The sequence below is a fragment of the Streptococcus pseudopneumoniae genome (genome assembly GCF_001073085.1).
Taxonomy (GTDB): domain Bacteria; phylum Bacillota; class Bacilli; order Lactobacillales; family Streptococcaceae; genus Streptococcus; species Streptococcus pseudopneumoniae_M.
In genome coordinates this window covers 75,194-94,964 of the sequence record NZ_JVFV01000027.1, presented here as the reverse complement: position 1 = coordinate 94,964, position 19,771 = coordinate 75,194, and the positions used below count along the sequence as shown (strand labels likewise).

The window sequence follows — 19,771 nt, the reverse complement described above, 5'->3', positions numbered from 1 at the left end:
CATGAAAGTGGGAAGTTTCTCACTTTTTTTATTTTCTTTCGAATGATATAGATGAGGTCAACCTCAAAAATCTAATTATTTGAAGGAGAATGAATGACATTTACTAAAGCAGGACATAAAAAGGGAACTTTTCTCAGAAAGACAGCTGTAGGATCAGCTTCACTATTACTAGCAGGAGCTTTTTTGTTTGGTGGAGGAACTGTTCATGCCAACCAGGTAAACAATGGATCACTGGCACGAGGAGATGATTATCCCTATTATTATAAAAATGGAAGTCAAAAAATTGATAAGTGGCGCATGTACTCAGGACAGTGTACTTCTTTTGCTGCTTTTCGTTTAAGTAGTGTCAATGGTTTTGAACTACCGGCTGCTTATGGGAACGCTAATCAATGGGGTTATCGAGCCCAAAAAGAAGGCTATCGGGTGGACCAGCAACCAGCAATTGGTGCGATTGCTTGGAGTACAAGAGGGCAGTACGGTCACGTAGCCTGGGTATCTAATGTGATTGGAGACATGATTGAAATCGAGGAGTACAATTATGATTATACAGAAACATATCATAGTAGAATTGTAAAGGCGAGTTCTATGACTGGTTTCATTCACTTTAAAGATGTAGGGAATGCCAGTGTAGGGCATCATCAGTCTCTACTAGCTTTCAGTGGAACTCATCACTTCACAGAAAAATGTGCTATTATGGATCAGCCATCATTGACATCTACTGTTATCGATTACTACGAAGCTGGAATGAGTGTTCATTATGATCAAACCTTTGAAAAAGAAGGCTATAAATGGATTAGTTATATTTCACGAAGTGGAAACAGACGTTATATCCCCTTAACTAAAACAGGTAGCTCTAAAAATGGTTGGGCAAAAGAGGGAACAAGTTGGTACTACTATGAAAATGGTCAGATAGCCGTCGGTTGGAAGAAGATTAATGGGAACTGGTATCATTTGCAAGCTGATGGTAGAATGACGACAGGTTGGTTAAAAGATGGTTCGAATTGGTATTACTTGAAGTCATCTGGTGAAATGCAGACAGGTTGGTTGAAGGATAAAGGTATTTGGTATTATCTGGAAAGTTCTGGAGCTATGAAAACCAGCCAGTGGTTCCAGGTTTCAGGAAAACATTACTATGTAAATGCATCTGGAGAATTGGCAGTAAATACTACTATCGATGGATTTCAAGTTGATGGCGATGGAGTTCGAGTAGAAAAACCAGTCTCATAAGTGTTATTCAGCATTTGGGCTCTTCCTAATGGTATTTTTCCCTGCTTTCCTTTATAATGGGTGTATGGACAAGAAAAAATTATTATTGATTGATGGATCTTCAGTTGCTTTTCGCGCTTTTTTTGCACTTTACCAGCAGCTGGATCGTTTTAAAAATGACAATGGACTACATACCAATGCAATCTACGGTTTTCACCTGATGCTAAATCACCTATTGGAACGTGTCCAGCCGAGCCATATTTTGGTTGCTTTTGACGCAGGGAAGACGACTTTCCGTACAGAGATGTATGCAGACTATAAGGGTGGTCGTGCCAAGACTCCAGATGAGTTTCGTGAGCAATTTCCTTTTATTCGTGAGTTGCTAGACCATCTTGGGATTCGTCATTATGAGTTAGCTCAGTATGAAGCAGATGATATCATCGGGACTCTGGGTCGTTTGGCTGAAAAGGATTCTTTTGATGTAACTATCGTCAGCGGAGACAAGGACTTGATTCAGTTGACAGATGAGCATACTGTGGTTGAGATTTCTAAGAAAGGTGTAGCTGAGTTTGAGGCATTTACGCCGGCTTATCTCATGGAAAAGATGGGAATCACACCAATCCAGTTCATTGATCTCAAGGCACTCATGGGGGATAAGTCTGATAATATTCCAGGGGTGACCAAGATTGGTGAAAAGACCGGTATCAAGCTCTTGTTAGAACACGGCTCGCTCGAAGGTATTTATGAAAATATTGATAGCATGAAGGCTTCCAAGATGAAGGAAAATCTCGTCAATGACAAGGAACAGGCCTTTTTGTCTAAAACACTGGCAACGATTGATACCAAGGCACCAATCGAGATTGGCCTAGATGACTTGGTCTATAGTGGTCCAAATGTGGAAAGTTTAGGTAAATTCTACGATGAGATGGGCTTTAAACAGCTCAAACAAGCCTTGAATGCTTCTCAGGCGAATCAAGCTGAGACTTTGAATTTCACCATGGTTGACAAAGTGACTGAAGATATGCTGAGTGCCGACTCTATCTTTCACTTTGAACTTTTTGGTGAAAATTACCATACAGATGATTTGGTTGGTTTTGCTTGGTCTTGTGGGGACAAGCTATACGCTACAGATAAGTTGAAACTTTTGCAGAATCCGATTCTCAAAGATTTTCTAGAAAAAACACCTCTGAAAGTGTATGACTTTAAGAAAGCTAAAGTTCTCTTAAATCGTTTTGGTTTGAATTTACAGGCTCCAGCTTTTGACAGTCGCTTGGCCAAATACCTTCTCTCTACTGTAGAGAATAATGAAATTTCAACCATTGCTAGTCTCTATGGTCAAACTTACCTAGTCGATGATGAAACCTTCTATGGTAAGGGTGTCAAGAAAGCTATCCCTGAGAGAGAGACCTTCTTGGAACACTTGGCTCGCAAGGTTGCTGTATTGGTTGAGACAGAGCCTGTCTTACTTGAAAAATTAAGCGAAAATGGGCAATTAGATCTCCTTTATGACATGGAGCAGCCTCTGGCTTTTGTCCTTGCTAAGATGGAAATTGCTGGGATCAAGGTAAAAAAAGAAACATTACTCGAGATGCAAGCTGAAAATGAGCTTGTCATTGAAAAGTTGACGCAAGAGATTTATGACCTAGCAGGTGAGGAATTTAATATCAATTCACCTAAACAGTTGGGTGTCCTTCTTTTTGAAAAACTAGGTCTCCCTCTCGAATATACCAAGAAAACCAAGACAGGGTACTCGACAGCCGTGGATGTGTTAGAGCGCCTAGCTCCTATTGCCCCAATCGTCAAGAAAATTTTAGATTATCGTCAAATTGCTAAGATTCAATCGACTTATGTGATTGGTTTGCAGGATTGGATTTTAGCGGATGGCAAGATTCACACGCGCTATGTCCAAGATTTAACTCAGACAGGGCGTCTGTCTAGTGTGGATCCAAACTTGCAAAATATTCCTGTTCGCTTGGAACAAGGTCGCCTCATTCGTAAGGCTTTCGTGCCAGAGTGGGAGGATAGTGTCCTTCTCAGCTCTGACTATTCACAGATTGAGTTGCGAGTTTTGGCGCATATCTCTAAAGATGAGCACTTAATCAAGGCCTTCCAAGAGGGAGCTGATATCCATACCTCGACAGCCATGCGTGTCTTTGGAATTGAACGTCCTGAGGATGTGACTCCAAACGACCGTCGCAATGCCAAGGCTGTCAACTTTGGAGTGGTTTATGGAATTTCAGACTTTGGTTTATCCAATAACCTAGGTATCAGCCGTAAAGAGGCTAAAGCATACATCGACACTTACTTTGAACGCTTCCCTGGTATCAAAAATTACATGGATGAAGTCGTTCGTGAGGCGCGTGATAAGGGTTATGTAGAGACTCTCTTCAAACGTCGTCGTGAGTTGCCAGATATCAATTCGCGTAACTTTAACATTCGTGGTTTTGCAGAGCGTACAGCTATCAACTCACCTATTCAAGGATCGGCTGCAGATATTCTCAAAATCGCTATGATTCAGCTAGATAAAGCCTTGGTAGCAGGTGGTTATCAAACTAAGATGTTGTTACAAGTACACGATGAAATTGTTCTTGAAGTGCCTAAGTCAGAATTAGCTGCCATAAAAAAACTCGTCAAACAAACCATGGAAGAAGCCATTCAACTAAGTGTGCCCCTGATTGCTGATGAAAATGAAGGCGTAACTTGGTATGAGGCCAAGTAAAAAATAGACTATTAAACAAAAAGAAATCCCCTTGAACGCTACTGTTCAAAGGGATTTTTCTTTCAGGAAAAGACAAAAGTGAAACTATCTAGCTAATAGTAGAATTTATTTGATTTATTTGATTTGTTTCTTTTGTTCTTTTTTGGCAAGTACTGGTAGAATAACTCCTAGACCAATCAGAATAATTGGTGTCAAGATATTTGTAAGAAGAGAGAATTGCCAAGCAGTTGGATTCTCAGCATAGCTAATTTTTGGAACCATACCTAGGATACAAGCAAAGGCTGTAAATAGGAGGCACCAAGTACCGATCACAAAGCCAATTTTAGGATTGTTCACAAACTTGTATTCGGCATTTTTGTATGTCTTCCAAGCACGATTGAGCATCATATAGGCAAGGAATACCCAGAGGTAACGCATTGGCATTACTATAGAATTGAGGTTGGTCATCCATTTTACAAGTCCGTCAATTTCCTGAATACCAAAAATTGGAAGGATGATGATAAGGCTAACGAGGACGCCTGTAAGGAGGTAGCCGTTAATGAGGACCCCTTTTTCAGTACGTTTACGAAGCCAGCTTGGGATGTAGTTTTCGTCAGCGTTATTGAGTAGGATTTGTAATGGTGCATCAATAGAGAAGGCAAGTGCCGCAATTTGTCCGACCATGTTTGTAAGAGCGTAGATTACGACAAAGAGGTTTCCAACTCCCCAAGAATTTCCTAACATTTGGAAGGCTTGATAAGCACCATTACGCATGAGGTCTTCAGGGATGTTATTACCATCAAATAGCATTCCCATGGCAACTGAACCAAGGATAGCAGAGAGTCCTACCATGATGGCCATGACAATCATACCCTTTGGAAATTCTTTTGCAGGATTACGAGTTTGATTCACATAAGGGGAAATTTTTTCGCAACCACCAACTGCAAAGACCAGTAATGAGATCGTTGTGAAATAAGAAAAATCAAAGTTTGGAATGTAGGTGCTCAGTTGATCCATGTGCGGTGTCGCAAACTGGATGTCTGGCTTAATGAAAGGCAGACCGACAGCCAAAAGCACAAAGAGTAAAGACATAATCAACATGGCACTTCCTGCCAAGCTACCGATGACTTTCAGTGTTGTCAATCCTTTTGTAGAAAGGTAGAGGAAAAGTCCAAAGATTAGCAAGCAGAGAAACCATCAGCTAATTAAGGGTGTTGATCTTTTTTTATAATGTCTCCTTTTCAGATAATTTCAGTATATCATGATTTTTTGAAAGCGCCTAACAAACTTTGAAATTTACTATAAAAAAAGTAAAAGCTAGCTAACAGATAGGGAATAGGGCTTGTTGGTTTAGAAAAAGATTATCCACATCCTGTGGATAACTTGACACCATCCTATCAAAAATATTTTTATAGCAATGGTTTAGAAGGCAGCAAGAAATTTAGGAATTATAAGAGATGATAAACTAGTATAAATCTTGATATAACAAGCTTTGTTGGATGCTTTCTAGTCTAAAGCATAGAGAATGGAATTGGAAAGATATTTTGGAAAAACTTGAAAATCTTTTCCGAAGAAAGGTTGAAGGTTATTCACAGCTTGTGGATAACTTTTTATGGATAAGAAGATCCCTTTGCGTCTGACAAAGGGGTTAGGTTATTAATGCTTTGGCAACCAGCTGAGGGTAAAGTCAAGAGTCTTAGCATTGAGCAATTCCTGATGGCTGATGCTTTGTTTCTCTTTTCCGTCCAGTTGACAGTCTTTGACAAAGTGGAAGTGCTCATGATTTTGTTGAGTACGAACATCCAACCACTGATTTTTTTCTGCCAGATAGACACGAAGGTGATCAAAGAGTGGAATTCCAAGGTCATAACTTGCTTTTCCTGGGCAGGTTGGGTAAAGCCCGAGAGCAGACCATACATACCAAGCCGATAGACTACCATTATCCTCATCTCCTGGATAAGCATCCCAGCCAGCTTGAAAGGCTTTTTGACGGAGAGTCTTGACCAAGAGACTGGTATATTGGGGATAACTACTGTAGCGGAACAGATAAGGGATGTGGAAACTTGGTTGGTTGGAAATGGCTAGTTGACCAAATGGCGCTGTTGCCATCTCGCTCATCTCATGAATTTCATATCCATAGCCCGTCGTTTCAAAGAGTGGGAGACTTTGACAAGCTTTCAAAAGATAGTTGCTAAAGGCTTCTTTTCCACCCATTAGTTGGCTAAGTCCAGAAATATCGTGTAAGACACCGAGACTGGCTTGAAAAGCTGAACACTCAGCGTAGTCACGCCCCCAACTATAGGGAGAAAAGTCAGGACGGAAGTTGCCATCTACATCACGCGCCCTCATGTAACCCGTCTCAGAGTCAAATAGATTCTGATAGTTTTTAGAATATTGAGCATAGGTTTGAGCCAGATTTTCTTGACCTAATTTTTCTGCACAAGTAGAGATACAAAAATCGCTGTAGGTATAATTTAGCGTATGACTGACACTTTCGTGGTAGTCTGTGGATAAATAGCCCAGTTCTTGGTATTGGCTTAGGCCATGTCGCCCGTTGATAGCTTTTGGATCTGCCTTAGTAGCAGTTTCAATCATGGCTTTGAGAAATTCTTCTTCAAACTCAGGTGCCATATCCTTGCAGGCACTATCTGCAAGAAGGCCATCAATCAAAGTCCCAGGCATCATTCCTCTTTCGTCAGGAGCCAGCCACTTAGGGAGATACCCAGTATCTCTATAGCTATTGAGGAAACCTTCAAGAAACTGACGATAGTGCTCTGGAATAATCAAGGCAAAGAGTGGGAATGAAGTGCGGAAGGTATCCCAAAAACCATTGTTGGTATAGAGTAGACCAGGCTTGATCGTTCCTGAAGCAAGGTCTATATGAATAGTCTCGCCTTGCTCATTTACCTCATAGAAGGTTTGTGGGAAAAGAAAGAGTCTATAAAGACAGTGATCAAAAAATGTTCGGTCTACAGAGCCAGTTTCCACGACATCAAAACGGCCTAGAAGGTCTTCCCAACTTGCTTTAGCCTCTGATTTCGTTTCTTCAAAGTCTTTTCTAGGCAGATTAAAGAGGGCCTGTTCTTTAGAAATAAAAGAAGTAGCTAGTTGAACTAGAGCTTCTGCTCCAGCCAAGTCGATACGCCAGTCTTGCCCCACTTGATTGATAGATAGAATATCCGTAGAGAATGCGAGAGCAGTAAACATGACGAGGGGACTTTTGTTGGTTTCGGTTAATCCGCGTTGACCAAGGCTGACAGTACGTTCATTTACTTGCTCTAATGATAGATCATCAGCTGCATGCAGATAGAGTGAGAGCTTCTTGCCTTGTATCTGTCTTAGTTGAATAGAAGCCCCATAGCAAGTAGGTGTGAGTTGGGTTTCAATCTGATAACGCTCAGAAAAAATTCTGAGATAATGGGGATTGAAAATAGCACGATCAAGGTTATAAGAAGACTGACGATGGAAGAGGGTGTCGCCACTGATTTCTCCTGTAACAGGAGTCAGTAGTAACCAAGAATAATCACCAATCCAAGGGCTAGGCTGATGGGTTAGTCGAACACCCTGAAATATGGGAAGGTGAGGATCAAAAAACCATGATCCTTCTTGATCACTCGTTTGTGGAACAAAGTAATTCATCCCAAAAGGCACTCCAGTGTATGGTAGGGTATTTCCCCGAGAAAAGGCATGCTTGCTCGCGGTGCCAAATCGGGTATCAATGGTTTCAAGTATCGGTTTCATAGTGGTTTCCTTCAGTAGTTTTCTACATTATATCAGAAAAAGGATACTTTTAGAAAATGACTTCAAAATATAACAATTTTGTAGAATAATGAGCCTTTTTTACAAAATAACTCTCACAAAATACCGTTGTTATTGGCTTTTTGCTTTGTCTTGAATTGTTAATTTTTGAATTTGCTCCCCTTTTTGTTCCCCTTTTTGTTCCCCTTATAGTGCTTTTAGTGCAGTTTCGTAGAATGATACTGCTTTTTTTGCATTCTCTTTTGAGAGGTGGCTATATGTGTCCATGGTCATTGATAAAGTTGAATGACCTAGGCGGTGCTGGAGTTCCTTGTAAGGTATTCCAGAGTTAAGCAGTAAACTAGCGTGAGTATGACGGAAACCATGAAAACCTATATTCGGAACATCAGCTCGTTTAAAATGTGTTAGTAATCTTTTTTTAAGTTTTACAATGCTAGTATATTCATGAATGAAGTCAGAAAATACTACACTTTCACGTTGTCCTATCTTCCAGGCCTCTTTAGTTTGGCGCAGTTTGTACTGCTTTAGCATACTAACAGTCTCTTGATCTATATCTATATCCCGATAACTAGCCTTAGATTTTGGGCTGTTAATTTCTAAATACCGATTTAGTGTTTTGGTGATGTGTACAATGGCACCGTCTAAGTCAATATCAGACCAGCTAAGCGCTAGAGCCTCATTGATACGGCAACCAGTTGCCAGTAGGAACTTATAGAGCGTTACGTCATAGTAATAACGATATTTACAACTATCTAAATTATCAAGATAAACAAGAAACTTTTTTAACTCTTGATTATCAAAGTACTTTAGCTTTTGTCGCTTTGCTTTCTGAGTGTTACGAGGTAAAACAACATCACGAGCAGGATTGGACGGTATCGCTTGCATGGTTACGCCATACTGTAAGATACGTTTGTTTAAAGCGTGTATCATATCATAGTGTAGAAAAGCGCCCTCTTCCCCTCTATTAGCCTTATCAGCAAGTTTATTGATAATTGACTGAATAAGTGGAGTAGTGAGCTTATCGAGCTTATACTCCCCGAAAGTAGGCAATATGTGATTATCTATTAGCGTTCTAACATTTCCTTGAGTGTTTGGCTTAACTGTATTCTTATAGCTTTCCCACCAGAGACTGGTTAATTCTTGATAGTTTTTTATGGTAACAGCCTTTTGTCTAGTAGATCCTGCTTTTTGAAAAGCTATTTTTTCCTGATTGGCTTTCTGTTTTACTTCCTTTTGTGTTCGCCCTGTTACCTTGGTTTTAACTTTCTTTCCTGTTACCTGGTCAACTCCTAGATATACATTAGCACGATAGACTTTACTACCGTCTTTTTTTATAACTTCAGTTATTTTCATGATGATAAACCTTTCTAAAATACATCAGCAGGCAAGCTATTATTAAAAAGGTTTTAGATTGTGGTTTATATCATGCTAGGGCTTCACAGTTTGCCCCACATTCGATTTTAAAGAGTTAGGTGGTAAATATAATACCAGAGTAGGAAACAAGGCGGATATGGGGCTTATATAGGCTTGAAGCTCGAACGAAGCTTGAGAATCCACGCGCCTTTGTTGGTATAATCGGACTTTTCGGCTACCCTAAAAAAAATATTAGGGATGAGTTTTGCTATTAAATAAAATCATATACAAAATTTAGTTTTGTTGGTTTATATAGTTAAAGTTTTGGTGTTCTCTAATTCTTTTTCCATACCTCGCCTTACTCCTTCGCCAAAGAATGACAGATAGATTTTATCTCCTTTTTCCAAGACGGTATTTTCTAACATATCTTCAAGTTCTCCGGTGCGATCTAAGAAGTCGCAAAAAACTTTTATTTTATTATTGACTCGAAGTACATTATTTTTTATTACCTCCAATAACTGAGAGTAGAACGCAGTTTTCATTGATACGGGTAGATTGGAAAGGAAACTATAAAAATCTTCTTCATCATACGCATCACTCTGTTCTACGTAAACTAAGAGCCAAAGTTTGAAGCTATCGTCATCAAGTGGGAAATCATAGTTTTTTGGATGACGATACCAAAGGTTTAGAAAATAATCTTTTTCAGTATTTTTGGTTTTCAGTTTTATTACTACGTAATCAGAGTTCTTTTCTTCGTCGTTTGCTTTAAAATACATTTCCCAAATATACGGAACATATACAAAGAAATCTTTTAATTCAATCCCAAGGTAATTACATAGTTTATCGACTGTTTCAAATTGAACCCCTTTACCAGTGTTTTCAGCTAAAGCCATTAGGGTAGTTTTGGAAATGCCAGTATCTTCATAAACATCTGCTATTTTCAAGCCTCTTTCAGCCATGAGAACTGCAAAATTTGTTTTTATCATTATAATTTCCTCCGTGTCTAAATTATAACTCAAAGCTCAAAAAAACACAATGTATAAAAAAATATAACAGACTATTGACAAATGTTTTCGGATAGTGTATCATGTTGATTGTTAGCAAGCACGCTAAAATATAACAATAATCAATAAAGGAGTATTTAGTTTTGAAAAATAACTTTAGAATTCTTTTAGCAAAGCAACGCAAGAAAGTTTCAGACGTTTACGAAGCTACGGGTGTTTCTAAAACCACTTTGACAGCTTTGTACTATGAACGTACCAAAAACCCTGAAACAGAAACCTTGCTAAAAGTTGCGAAATATCTGGGCGTAACCTTAGATGAACTACTGACACCAGAAGAATAGAAAGGAGCAAACCAATGGAACTAGTCTATATGGACGGCAAGAAAGAGCCGTATACGCTGAGCAGTATTGTGGCAGAGTGCGCTGAAATTAAGCACAGACATTTGAAGATTTTGCTGAATAAGCACCGAGAGGACTTTGAAAGCTTCGGAAAGGTGCAATTTAAAATTTCACCTTCAGAGAGTGGGCAAAATGTACGGGATTATATTTTGAACGAGCAACAGGCAACATTGCTGATCACTTACTTACGAAATACAGAACCCGTAAAAGAGTTTAAGAAGAACCTAGTCAAAGCATTCTTTGAAATGCGTGAGGAGCTTTCTAAGTTTCGTATGCAGAGAGCGCTAGAAAAGCCAAAAAGAAAAACACTGCATGACAGTATAGAGACTTGGAGGAATGCACCCAAGCATGCACACAGTACCATGAACAACTTGCTACTGAAAGCAGTAACTGACAGGAACGCTAAGCAGTTAAGGGAAGAACGAGGGGGCTATAATGGCATCGATAGCTTGACCAGTGACGAGCTGGAGCAATACCAGGCTTTTGAAGACATGGTAATAGCCATGATTGGCTTGAATATGAGTTATCAGGAAATCAAAGCCATGGCATTCAGAAATAAAAAAACACGACTAGAAAGCGCGTGATTGCAACAAAAAAGGCTTACCGAGACCAATCAGCAAAGCCTTTTACACTAACACTAAAACGAATTTAACAACGCAGGCAAGCTATTATTAAAGAGGTTTTAGTAAAGATTTATACCTAGATTATAGCATATTTAGGGCAATTTGACCATACGGAGAGCGCTAACTCTTTAAACTGGTACTTTCTCACGTTTTCAAATATTGGCGAGTCTGAGCGTGAGGATTAGCATTATAAGAAACAACCATTAAAAAGCCCCACACTCTCCGACGGCAATCTTGAGTGTGAGGATATCCTGGATAGTAAAAGGCATTAAAAAGCCATCAAGGCGATTACACAAACATAGAAACAGAGGTAAAAAAATGGAAGAAACAACATACGATAATTTAACTAGACATATAGACAGAATTAGCGCAGAAATGCGAGAAATTGGCGAAAAAAATGGGCTTAGTAGACTTTCGTTATTGGCAAATCAGACAAAAACTATCAAAGAAGATTTATCCCGTTTACTTTGGATTGAACTTCCTGAATTGAATGACAGCCATAAAATCGAAGCGGTCTCTAAAAGCACTACGGGAATCTTTTTCGCCCCTGGTATTTTTGAAATGGATGCTATGCGACAAGCATTCTTTAAACGCCAAGCTAAGCACTTTTTTGACAATGAAGCAGAGCAACAGGCATATATAGAACATGCTGAAAAGGAGTATTTAGAGGCTACTATAACCTTAAAAGATCTTCTTTTTAACTCTAAAAATGGAACTCAGAAAGCAAATAAAAGTTGTCTTATAGAGAAGTTTGAGGAGGCAATGCAATGACACTAGACCTAGACAACATGACACAAGCAGAATTTGATAAACAAATGGCTGAAATCAAGGAGAGACACCCTAATCTCTTCCAGTTTATTGCTGATTTTGTAGATCGAAAAGTAAGCACCGAAGAGGTGGACGACTTCCTGAAGATGGAGCATAGAAACCAAGTGGACTATATCAAGAACTATCAAGCGAGGGCATAGCATGAATGAATTAGATTTAAGCAACACACAGGCGGTTTTTGTTAGCCTGGTACTGATTGGTGTATTACTCTATCTAAACCACCGAGACCGCCAAAAAAGCGCCCAAATTGAGCGAGAAAGCAAACAGACGATAGAAACACCTAGCGAGGATTTAAACCCTGATTATGGGCGTTATATCCAGCTTGTAGGGGTCAATGTATGGGGAGGGATTGAATGAGTCTGACAGAGAATGACAAGCGAGTATTAAGACTAATCAAGGTAGGTGCTGAGAACTCCATAACGGGGGCAGAAATCAGCTTACTCACTAAGCTAGCAGAAAGAACAGTACAGGACATTATCAACCGTCTGATCACGCGCTACGGTGTTCCTATCATCGGGGTACGTCACGGAGCTTTCAGAGGCTACTTTATCCCAGCTAACAAAGAGGAGCTACTGGATGGAGCAAAGGCATTCTATAACCAAGTACAAGAGGAGCAGAAGCGCCTAACTGTCCTTTTGAATGCCGATTTAGAGAGCTACAAGCAACTACTGAAGGGGGCGGAAGAATATGTTTAGTTTAAGCAAGGAAAGTGAGCATGACCTGACTCATGGCATTCTGGAAGTAGTGGAAAAATACCTTGAAGTTCGTGATAGAATCAAACCGCGAGTGACAGGGTTAATCTCAGCTCAGGAGGCCATGGACGAGTTAGATATAAAGTACAAGACACTCCAGAAGTGGGAAGAAGCTGGGCTAAGGCGATACCAGCCCCCACTAGAAGATACTAGGAAGATCTATTATAGAGTTTCTGACTTGCTGAAGTTTCTGGGGGTAGAAAATGGGTAGATACATGACAGAGCCAGCTTATGAGGGGATGAAGTTAGCCCAGGAAGATAAAACCAAGGACAAACGCCCCAAGTTGAAGCAAATCAAAGAACGAAAACAACTGAAGAAGTTAAAAAAGAAACGCAAAAAGGGGCGATAGTATGACAATTTATGAGGCCAAAGGCTTTCAGAGTAATCTTGTCTATCCATTTGATAAGATTGAGCCGTTCCAGTACATTGAACGCTTTAAACCTTTGGTAGTCCCTGAAGGGGCAAACATTGAAGAATTTAAACGTACACAAGCGCCTTACTGTATAAGTGGCAAAGTGACGCCAGAAAAGCATGGCAGTTACAAGCGAAACAACTCCAGTCTAATCTATCGGGATTTGATTTTCCTTGATTATGACGATATACAGGGGACGACTGAGGGCTTTATAAAGGCCGTTTCTAGCGCTTTATTTGGCTACTCCTATATCTTATACCCGACTATCAAACATAGCTTAGAAAAGCCCCGTTTTCGCCTTGTAGTGAAGCCTGACAACATGATGAATGAGGCAACCTATAAGCAGGTAGTGAAAGAGATTGCTGATAAGATTGGGCTACCCTTTGACATGGCCAGCCTTACATGGTCACAACTCCAAGGGCTACCAGTAACAACAGGCAACCCAGCAGACTATCAAAAGATTGTAGAGCATGGCCTAGATTATCCAGTTCCCAAGGTTGAACCAAGAGCGAAGCAAGAAACTACGGAGCGTTACAAGCCTAGAGCAAGTGGCCAGAGGTCAATGACTATGAGGATTATTGACACGCTTTTTAATGGCTTTGGAGACGAGGGAGGGAGAAACGTAGCGCTGACACGCTTTGTAGGTTTACTCTTTAATAAGTGGGTTGATTGTGACCTAGAGACCGCCTATGAACTTACAAAGATAGCCAATAGCGTGACAGTTGAACCATTGCCTATTGAGGAGCTAGACCGCACTTTTAGCAGTATAGCACGGGCTGAATATAGAAAGAGAGGTTAGAACCATAGAACTAGAAGAATTAGGAAACCTAGAAAGTGAAATCTTGGAGGTCAGAGAGCAAGAACAACCTCCTAGAACGATGAAGGAGCTTGAAAATCGTATCTTTAAAGCTGGAGAAGAATGGCGGGCAGAACATACCGAAACTAAGGTAAATGAGACCACAGGGGACGTTACCGAAAAGGTGGCCATGCCACAGACATTCACAGTAGCTAAAATACTGAGCGAGATTGTCACATTTACTTTTATCAGCAAGAGCAATATACCTGATTATAGCCTGCTCTATATCTATGATTTAGACGAGGGTATCTATACCGCTAGTAATGATCTATTCAATCTTTTGTGTAAGACCTTTGACGTTAGAATTAAACCCAGAGAGTGGCCACAGATTAAGTTAATGGTTAGAACATTGGCCAAGATACGAAAACCTTTAGAAAGTGCTAACCTTATTCCCGTATAGAACGGCATTATCAACTTAGAAACTAAGGAACTACTCCCCTTTAGTCCTAAGTATGTAATTACAAGTAAGATAAGCACGGCCTACCACGCGCCTAAACGAGTCCCAACAGATAGAGAGGGCAAAACTTTTGATGATTGGCTAAACTCAATCGCTTGTAATGATAGTGAACTGGTAACACTGTTTTGGCAGATTATCCTTGAAGCTATTAACCCTAACCATACCCGAAATAAGTTTGCTATCTTCTACGGGGACGGTAACAATGGTAAAGGGACATTTCAGCGCTTCCTTATCAACCTGATAGGGGAAAGCAATATATCAGCCTTAAAACCTGCACAGTTTGCTGAAAAACATAACTTAGAAACCTTGGTAGGTAAAGTCTGTAATATTGGGGATGAAGCACCTAACGAATACTTAAAAAATCCGTCGGATCTAATGAGTATCACTAGTGGGGACACCGTGCTAGTCAATCCAAAAGGTCGGCCAGCTTTTGAAGCTACTTTTAAGCTATTCAATATCTTTTCAGGCAACTATATCCCCAATGGTGGCAACAAGACAAAAGGCTGGTATCGTAGAATTATGATCGTCCCTTTTAATGCTGACTTTAACGGGGAGAAGGAAAAACCTTGGATAAAAAATGAATTTTTGGCCAATGATGAAGTATTAGAATATGCCCTCTACAAAGCTATCAATCAAGAGCCATTTACTCACTTTATCGAACCTAAAGCAGTTAAAGGACTCCTAGAAGAATACCAGGAGGATAATGACTACTTACTTTCATGGGTTAAGCATGAATACATGGAAAAAGGTTGGCATGAGCTGGACGTAGTACCTGTTTTTATACTAACTAGGTCGCTGAAACATTATGCTGAAGATATGGGAATACCCAAGCCCAATGTTTACGGGGCAGGAAAAGAAACGATAAGACACTTACAACAGTTAACACCCAATCATTACAAACTTAAAAGAGCGAGGGTCAAAGTTGAAGATTATGACAAACTAGATCCGCTAGAGTTTGAAAGAACCAAACTATCCAAAACTAATCACGCTGTCGTTAAAGACTAAAATGTTACCTTCTTTTTATGCCCTAAACCCTTGGTATATCTAGGTTTTTGCCCAAAAATGTTACCTTCTTGTTACCTTGTTTAGAAAGAAGGTAACGTTGTTAAACCCTTGATACTACTGACTTTTTTGGGAAAATGTTACCTTGTTACCTTGTTTTTAACTCTCTATATAGGGAAAAAATAGTATTTTTATATATAAGGGCTATGACTTCAAAAGAAGGTAACATGGTAACAAAAGGATCTAAACCCTTGGGGGAGTAAGGCTGAACTATGTTACCTAGAAGGTAACAAAATCACTAAAGAAGGTAACAAAATGGGGTAGATAGTACCGACCCCCTTGCAATGGTGTAACTACTAGTGACACCCTTAAAAACAGAAAGAGGAAAAACAACATGAAAATTAAACTATTTCATCAGAAATACAAGAAAGCCCTTTGGGATTTGGAAAGCCAGGTAAATGGTTTTATGGCAGGCGTTGAAGTTATTGACGTGAAATATACAGAGGCAACAGTGGGGAATAGTGAGGATATGGATACACTAACCAGTGTGATGGTTCTATACAAATAACAGAACAGGAGAAACAACATGACATTAAAAACATTTTCTGATAAAGCAAAAACATTTACTTTCACTTACGAATTTAAAGACCAAGACACCGCTCAAGTAGCAGGTCACGCGCTACTGGGATATATGACTGGAACATATTGCCAGCCTGTAATCTCATTGACCTACAAGGATAAAGGCACGCTTGTCGCTGAGTATGTAGAAGATCACAAGCTAAACAAGACTTTCAAGCGTATTTGTGACAGCTTTAAAGACTACGACAAACAACCAGGAGAGGCTGCAGCGTTGGAAGAATGTTACAAACGGGAGCGCGTGATTCAACTCAAAGAGTCAGAGGATTTTGAGAGTTTGCTCAATAAGGTTACAGACTACGAGCTAGAACTATTAGACTATGCTGATCGCTTGCTTTCTGATAAGCCTATCCCTATGGACTCTATGACTGCTTTTGGTACGTTGGAAATGCTGGGCGATGAAAGTATTAGCCTACTCCAAAAGTTGGACGTAGAAGGCGAATATAAAGGCCTTGCTGATTATGTGGCAGAGGCAGAAAGCTAGAACTATCAAGAGAGGCACCAGCCTCTTTTTGTGGTTTAATTGCTACTTATCCCAATAGATTTGGGTTTTTCTGTATATGGAGATTTTGGAGCGGATGAAAACTATAAAATCAATAACCATAGAGACATTTATAAAGCCAATGAAAAACAAGAATATCAGTCACGGTATAGCTGAGTTGGACGGTAGAAAACTAGAAATAGACCTAGATAATCTGTATATCACCTTTGAACGTGATCGTTTTGATTTAGCAAGAATACCAGGAACTAAGGGAGGAAATCGCTACTTTTTTCTCTGTCCTATTTGTGGTAAACGATGCAGAAAACTCTATATGAGACTTTTGCTATATGGTTGTGGATCATGCCAGAAAATACACAAATCAACCCTGAACCGAAGTAAGACAGATTGCCAATACTATTGGGAGAGAGCACTGAGGGAAGCTAGAAAGGTGGAACCAGGTTGGAGTCCCAAACGTGGCGGATATATGTTTGATGGTTTTCCTGAAAGACCAAAGTATATGAAACGTGACAAGTATTATAAGCATTATCAAAAGTTTGTTAACTACACCAGAAAAGGGGATAGCTTTTGGCTGAATGGTTTGGGATCTCTAAGGTAATTTTTAGTAGGGTGCAATTTACAAAACAAACAAATACTACATATTAGACGACTAAAACTCTGAAATAAGTCAGCTATATCAAGACTTTTGACGGATTCGAGCGTTCCGAAAGGGTGCGCGTGATTTGAAAAAAAGTTATTCGTTTAGGAAAAGGAAACAGGAAATACTTAGGTTTTGGTAAGGTTTAAATTAGGTTTTGCATTTAATAATAGCAAGGTACAGGGCTTTGTTCTAGAGATAAAACACTAAGATTTCCTAAGATATAGATACTTTTAGAGACAAAGAACGGTAAGGTATCGAAGTCTTCCAATGGTGAGATTTTGCTTAGGTAGTGGCAGTAAATATGCCTGACAAATGGCAGGGTTATGTGTGTTGAACTCCGAGCGAACGCCGAGAAAATAGCTCTTGAACAGAGAACGAACAGAGAAGATTACATAGCTTGAAGCTCGAGCGAAGCCTGAGAAAGTGGGGTATATCCCCTATCATTTATCAAGCAGAGAAGGAACAAATAACTTGCCTTATTTACACTTACAACATGCTTTCAAACATGAACAATTATGAACATATTCCGCCAGTCGTTGAAAATGCAAAAAAGCCAAGGCTTACCACCTCAGCTATAATTAACACAATGAAATTATACCATACAGGAGGCCAAGGCATGACACCAGAGCAGGTAAAAGAAAAACTAGAGGGCGTTAAGTGGATAAACAAGGAGATCAAAGGCTTATATTTGGAATTGGAAGCCCTGGAGAGTGGTATTATCAAAAAGCCAACACTAAGCCATAGCAAGGTACAAACGAGCAGAGAGAACAAGACAGAGAACAATCTTATAAGTGTTCTGAAGCTAAAAGAGGATACACTCCAGAGAATTGAGCGCCTTACTGAGGAGAGAATGGCAATATCGGGGCTAATCGATAAGCTGGACAATCCACTTGAGCGTTCTGTTCTAAGACTTTTTTACTTGAATGATCTTGTAGCTTTGGAAGTCGCTGAAGAAATAGGAAAATCTAAAACTTTGGTATATCGAGTAAGGCAGGAAGCTATAGAACACTTAGCAGGTATGGCAAATGCAGATTGATAAAAAAGAGACAGTCAAACAGGTATACAGATTTCTAAAAAGCTATCACTCACTGGTAAAATTGAGTCTAGACGGCCAAGATGGAGCATTTAGAGCCAAAGCTGAGGAGTTGATGGGTGTGATTGAAGCCTTCAGGGACAATCTAGACGATGTACGACGTGAGATATTCGCCAATCTATTTACAAGACGGACTGGGGAGAGGTTGAAGCTAGGGCGGTTATACGAGACACTGGGCATTGATAAGGCTGAGTATGAACGTCTAAAAGCTGAGATACTGCTAGACTTTGCTAAAAGCTATCGTGGTGGTGTTTTGTTGAGAAATGTTGAGAATTAAGTTAGCAGGTATGGACATTTATGGACACATATCGCCAGTCGTTGAACAGCTCATAAAATGTTGTCAGGTACTAACAAGTTCTTACACGTCCCCCCGTCATCGAAAAACTAAAAAATGCTCTCTGGGTCTGAAAAGTTCCTACATGTTCCACCAGAACGGAGAGTTAGAAGCGTAAATGTTGGCAAATGTAGGCTGAGGCTTCATATTCGCCCCCTATTTTGCTTTGTTTCGTACTGGACAACTAAAACACCACGGATAAACTACAAGTCTCCCAGAGAAGACTGCTTGATGACTAACTTGAACTTGAAATTTGGCTTTAAAAAAATATGTTTTAACTTAATTTTAAAGCGAAATAGATTGACATAAGTATAGTGAGCTGTTATAATTTTTTTAGAAAGGAGTAGAAAAGAGATGAAAAAATATAGCATTTTTAATATTTCTGATTGGTTTCTATCAAAAGAAGCAATGACTCCTAAAAAGTTACAAAAACTTTCTTATTATTTTGAAGCATGGAGTTACGCATTGTTTAATGACTCTCTTATATCTGATACAAAATTTGAGGCGTGGGTACATGGTCCTGTCTCTCCAGAATTGTATAGCAGATATAAAGAATTTGGATGGAATGATATTGAACAAACAGAAGATAATTCAGATTTGTTTGATAATAAGACATTAGATTTATTGGAATCTGTATGGATTACATACGGGTCAAAATCTGCAAACGAATTAGAAGCATTGACACATAGTGAACTTCCTTGGATAAATGCTCGTAAAGGTTTAGGGGAAACAGAACCTAGTCATGAACTGATTAATGCCGAAGACATGAAAGAGTACTATCTTTCAATTTATATTGGAGACTAATTCTTGAAGAAACTAACAAACAAAAATAGTGCTTCTTCGAGTAAGGGCGCTTCATTAACAGCTTTACGAGATGTTCCTTTTAAATTCTCAATTAGTGAGCAATTAGATAACAATTTCGCATTTAAAGACTTAAAAGCTGCAGATATTAAAGCCTTACACAACTTCATTGATATAACTATTGGAAAGAAATTAACGATAACTCAAGTAGATAAACTGTATTTGAGAACAAAAGGTGGGGTAACACAAACCATCAATAACAAAGATGTTGTACATTACGGGAAAGATTGTAATTCATTTAGAGTGTTTGGATATTACAATAGTGAAAACTATTTTAATATAACCCGTATAGATCCCAAACATAAAACAAATGCTGAGTAATGGAGAAATTTACTAAACATATATACGTTTGTTTGCTT

At 39.4% G+C, this 19,771-nt stretch carries 21 protein-coding genes and 2 pseudogenes; 19 read left to right on the top strand and 4 right to left on the bottom strand.

What is annotated here, in order from left to right; genetic code table 11:
* Positions 1-93 precede the first annotated feature (93 nt).
* Both ADH90_RS05855 and polA read left to right on the top strand, forming a co-directional pair.
* Positions 94-1,227, top strand: coding sequence for an N-acetylmuramoyl-L-alanine amidase family protein (locus tag ADH90_RS05855; RefSeq protein WP_049530355.1), 1,134 nt, complete (start codon positions 94-96; stop codon positions 1,225-1,227).
* A gap of 64 nt (positions 1,228-1,291) precedes the next feature.
* Positions 1,292-3,925 (top strand): DNA polymerase I, encoded by a 2,634-nt coding sequence (gene polA / locus ADH90_RS05850; protein ID WP_049530353.1) that lies wholly within the window; start codon positions 1,292-1,294, stop codon positions 3,923-3,925.
* A gap of 114 nt (positions 3,926-4,039) precedes the next feature.
* Here polA and ADH90_RS05845 read toward each other — a convergent pair.
* The 4 genes and pseudogenes from ADH90_RS05845 to ADH90_RS05830 form a co-directional block, all read right to left on the bottom strand.
* A pseudogene (locus ADH90_RS05845) lies at positions 4,040-5,095 on the bottom strand (APC family permease); the annotation flags it as partial.
* 465 nt (positions 5,096-5,560) lie between these two features.
* The gene (locus ADH90_RS05840; protein ID WP_049530352.1) at positions 5,561-7,645 is read right to left on the bottom strand and encodes a GH92 family glycosyl hydrolase; all 2,085 of its coding nucleotides are present in this window, start codon (positions 7,643-7,645) and stop codon (positions 5,561-5,563) included.
* Between the two features lie 204 nt (positions 7,646-7,849).
* Positions 7,850-9,016: a site-specific integrase gene (locus ADH90_RS05835; RefSeq protein ID WP_049530350.1), complete on the bottom strand. Its 1,167-nt coding sequence runs from the start codon at positions 9,014-9,016 to the stop codon at positions 7,850-7,852.
* A 308-nt stretch (positions 9,017-9,324) separates the two neighbouring features.
* The gene (locus tag ADH90_RS05830) at positions 9,325-10,002 is read right to left on the bottom strand and encodes a helix-turn-helix domain-containing protein (RefSeq protein ID WP_053092374.1); all 678 of its coding nucleotides are present in this window, start codon (positions 10,000-10,002) and stop codon (positions 9,325-9,327) included.
* A 161-nt stretch (positions 10,003-10,163) separates the two neighbouring features.
* On the opposite strand from ADH90_RS05830, the gene ADH90_RS05825 reads away from it, so the two are divergent.
* The 17 genes and pseudogenes from ADH90_RS05825 to ADH90_RS05750 all read left to right on the top strand — a co-directional run bounded on the left by ADH90_RS05825 (position 10,164) and on the right by ADH90_RS05750 (position 19,733).
* Positions 10,164-10,361, top strand: coding sequence for a helix-turn-helix domain-containing protein (locus ADH90_RS05825; RefSeq protein WP_049530349.1), 198 nt, complete (start codon positions 10,164-10,166; stop codon positions 10,359-10,361).
* Between the two features lie 14 nt (positions 10,362-10,375).
* A complete protein-coding gene (locus ADH90_RS05820) occupies positions 10,376-11,002 on the top strand; it encodes a Rha family transcriptional regulator (protein ID WP_049530348.1) in 627 nt (208 codons plus the stop codon).
* A gap of 357 nt (positions 11,003-11,359) precedes the next feature.
* Entirely contained in the window at positions 11,360-11,812 is a 453-nt protein-coding gene (locus ADH90_RS05815) for a hypothetical protein (RefSeq protein WP_049530346.1), read from the top strand.
* Complete coding sequence (locus tag ADH90_RS05810) at positions 11,809-12,009, top strand: hypothetical protein (RefSeq protein WP_049530344.1); 201 nt, start codon at positions 11,809-11,811, stop codon at positions 12,007-12,009. Before ADH90_RS05815 ends, ADH90_RS05810 begins: the two co-directional genes overlap by 4 nt.
* 1 nt (position 12,010) lies before the next feature.
* Entirely contained in the window at positions 12,011-12,226 is a 216-nt protein-coding gene (locus tag ADH90_RS05805) for a hypothetical protein (protein ID WP_049530343.1), read from the top strand.
* A complete protein-coding gene (locus tag ADH90_RS05800; RefSeq protein ID WP_049530342.1) occupies positions 12,223-12,564 on the top strand; it encodes a DNA-binding phage protein in 342 nt (113 codons plus the stop codon). The genes ADH90_RS05805 and ADH90_RS05800 overlap by 4 nt, the downstream gene beginning before the upstream one ends.
* Complete coding sequence (locus ADH90_RS05795; protein ID WP_049530341.1) at positions 12,557-12,832, top strand: hypothetical protein; 276 nt, start codon at positions 12,557-12,559, stop codon at positions 12,830-12,832. Before ADH90_RS05800 ends, ADH90_RS05795 begins: the two co-directional genes overlap by 8 nt.
* Positions 12,825-12,971, top strand: a complete 147-nt coding sequence (locus ADH90_RS11350; RefSeq protein ID WP_162489307.1) for a hypothetical protein — start codon at positions 12,825-12,827, stop codon at positions 12,969-12,971. The genes ADH90_RS05795 and ADH90_RS11350 overlap by 8 nt, the downstream gene beginning before the upstream one ends.
* A 1-nt stretch (position 12,972) precedes the next feature.
* Entirely contained in the window at positions 12,973-13,833 is an 861-nt protein-coding gene (locus ADH90_RS05790) for a primase alpha helix C-terminal domain-containing protein (RefSeq protein WP_049530340.1), read from the top strand.
* Positions 13,834-13,912: 79 nt separating this feature from the next.
* Positions 13,913-15,352 (top strand): annotated as a pseudogene (locus tag ADH90_RS05785) (DNA primase family protein).
* A 391-nt stretch (positions 15,353-15,743) separates the two neighbouring features.
* Positions 15,744-15,917, top strand: coding sequence for a sporulation protein Cse60 (locus tag ADH90_RS11155; RefSeq protein WP_152904478.1), 174 nt, complete (start codon positions 15,744-15,746; stop codon positions 15,915-15,917).
* 18 nt (positions 15,918-15,935) lie between these two features.
* On the top strand, positions 15,936-16,469 hold the full coding sequence (locus ADH90_RS05780) for a hypothetical protein (RefSeq protein ID WP_049530339.1): 534 nt from the start codon (positions 15,936-15,938) through the stop codon (positions 16,467-16,469).
* A 103-nt stretch (positions 16,470-16,572) separates the two neighbouring features.
* Complete coding sequence (locus ADH90_RS05775; protein WP_049530409.1) at positions 16,573-17,082, top strand: hypothetical protein; 510 nt, start codon at positions 16,573-16,575, stop codon at positions 17,080-17,082.
* 658 nt (positions 17,083-17,740) lie between these two features.
* A complete protein-coding gene (locus tag ADH90_RS05770) occupies positions 17,741-18,160 on the top strand; it encodes a DUF1492 domain-containing protein (RefSeq protein ID WP_049530407.1) in 420 nt (139 codons plus the stop codon).
* Positions 18,150-18,494, top strand: coding sequence for a hypothetical protein (locus ADH90_RS05765; protein WP_049530338.1), 345 nt, complete (start codon positions 18,150-18,152; stop codon positions 18,492-18,494). Before ADH90_RS05770 ends, ADH90_RS05765 begins: the two co-directional genes overlap by 11 nt.
* 411 nt (positions 18,495-18,905) lie before the next feature.
* Positions 18,906-19,355, top strand: a complete 450-nt coding sequence (locus ADH90_RS05755) for a Panacea domain-containing protein (protein WP_049530336.1) — start codon at positions 18,906-18,908, stop codon at positions 19,353-19,355.
* A gap of 3 nt (positions 19,356-19,358) precedes the next feature.
* Positions 19,359-19,733, top strand: coding sequence for an MAG6450 family protein (locus tag ADH90_RS05750; protein ID WP_049530335.1), 375 nt, complete (start codon positions 19,359-19,361; stop codon positions 19,731-19,733).
* Positions 19,734-19,771 lie beyond the last annotated feature (38 nt).

Bases quoted from the DNA above. Each gene is read 5' to 3' on its own strand.
- ADH90_RS05820 (WP_049530348.1), top strand. From the start codon at position 10,376: ATGGAACTAGTCTATATGGACGGCAAGAAAGAGCCGTATACGCTGAGC.
- ADH90_RS05830 (WP_053092374.1), bottom strand. From the start codon at position 10,002: ATGATAAAAACAAATTTTGCAGTTCTCATGGCTGAAAGAGGCTTGAAA.
- ADH90_RS05790 (WP_049530340.1), top strand. From the start codon at position 12,973: ATGACAATTTATGAGGCCAAAGGCTTTCAGAGTAATCTTGTCTATCCA.
- ADH90_RS05805 (WP_049530343.1), top strand. From the start codon at position 12,011: ATGAATGAATTAGATTTAAGCAACACACAGGCGGTTTTTGTTAGCCTG.
- ADH90_RS11155 (WP_152904478.1), top strand. From the start codon at position 15,744: ATGAAAATTAAACTATTTCATCAGAAATACAAGAAAGCCCTTTGGGAT.
- ADH90_RS05835 (WP_049530350.1), bottom strand. From the start codon at position 9,016: ATGAAAATAACTGAAGTTATAAAAAAAGACGGTAGTAAAGTCTATCGT.
- ADH90_RS05795 (WP_049530341.1), top strand. From the start codon at position 12,557: ATGTTTAGTTTAAGCAAGGAAAGTGAGCATGACCTGACTCATGGCATT.
- ADH90_RS05770 (WP_049530407.1), top strand. From the start codon at position 17,741: ATGACACCAGAGCAGGTAAAAGAAAAACTAGAGGGCGTTAAGTGGATA.
- ADH90_RS05780 (WP_049530339.1), top strand. From the start codon at position 15,936: ATGACATTAAAAACATTTTCTGATAAAGCAAAAACATTTACTTTCACT.
- ADH90_RS05810 (WP_049530344.1), top strand. From the start codon at position 11,809: ATGACACTAGACCTAGACAACATGACACAAGCAGAATTTGATAAACAA.
- polA (WP_049530353.1), top strand. From the start codon at position 1,292: ATGGACAAGAAAAAATTATTATTGATTGATGGATCTTCAGTTGCTTTT.
- ADH90_RS05855 (WP_049530355.1), top strand. From the start codon at position 94: ATGACATTTACTAAAGCAGGACATAAAAAGGGAACTTTTCTCAGAAAG.
- ADH90_RS05755 (WP_049530336.1), top strand. From the start codon at position 18,906: ATGAAAAAATATAGCATTTTTAATATTTCTGATTGGTTTCTATCAAAA.
- ADH90_RS05765 (WP_049530338.1), top strand. From the start codon at position 18,150: ATGCAGATTGATAAAAAAGAGACAGTCAAACAGGTATACAGATTTCTA.
- ADH90_RS05815 (WP_049530346.1), top strand. From the start codon at position 11,360: ATGGAAGAAACAACATACGATAATTTAACTAGACATATAGACAGAATT.
- ADH90_RS05840 (WP_049530352.1), bottom strand. From the start codon at position 7,645: ATGAAACCGATACTTGAAACCATTGATACCCGATTTGGCACCGCGAGC.
- ADH90_RS11350 (WP_162489307.1), top strand. From the start codon at position 12,825: ATGGGTAGATACATGACAGAGCCAGCTTATGAGGGGATGAAGTTAGCC.
- ADH90_RS05800 (WP_049530342.1), top strand. From the start codon at position 12,223: ATGAGTCTGACAGAGAATGACAAGCGAGTATTAAGACTAATCAAGGTA.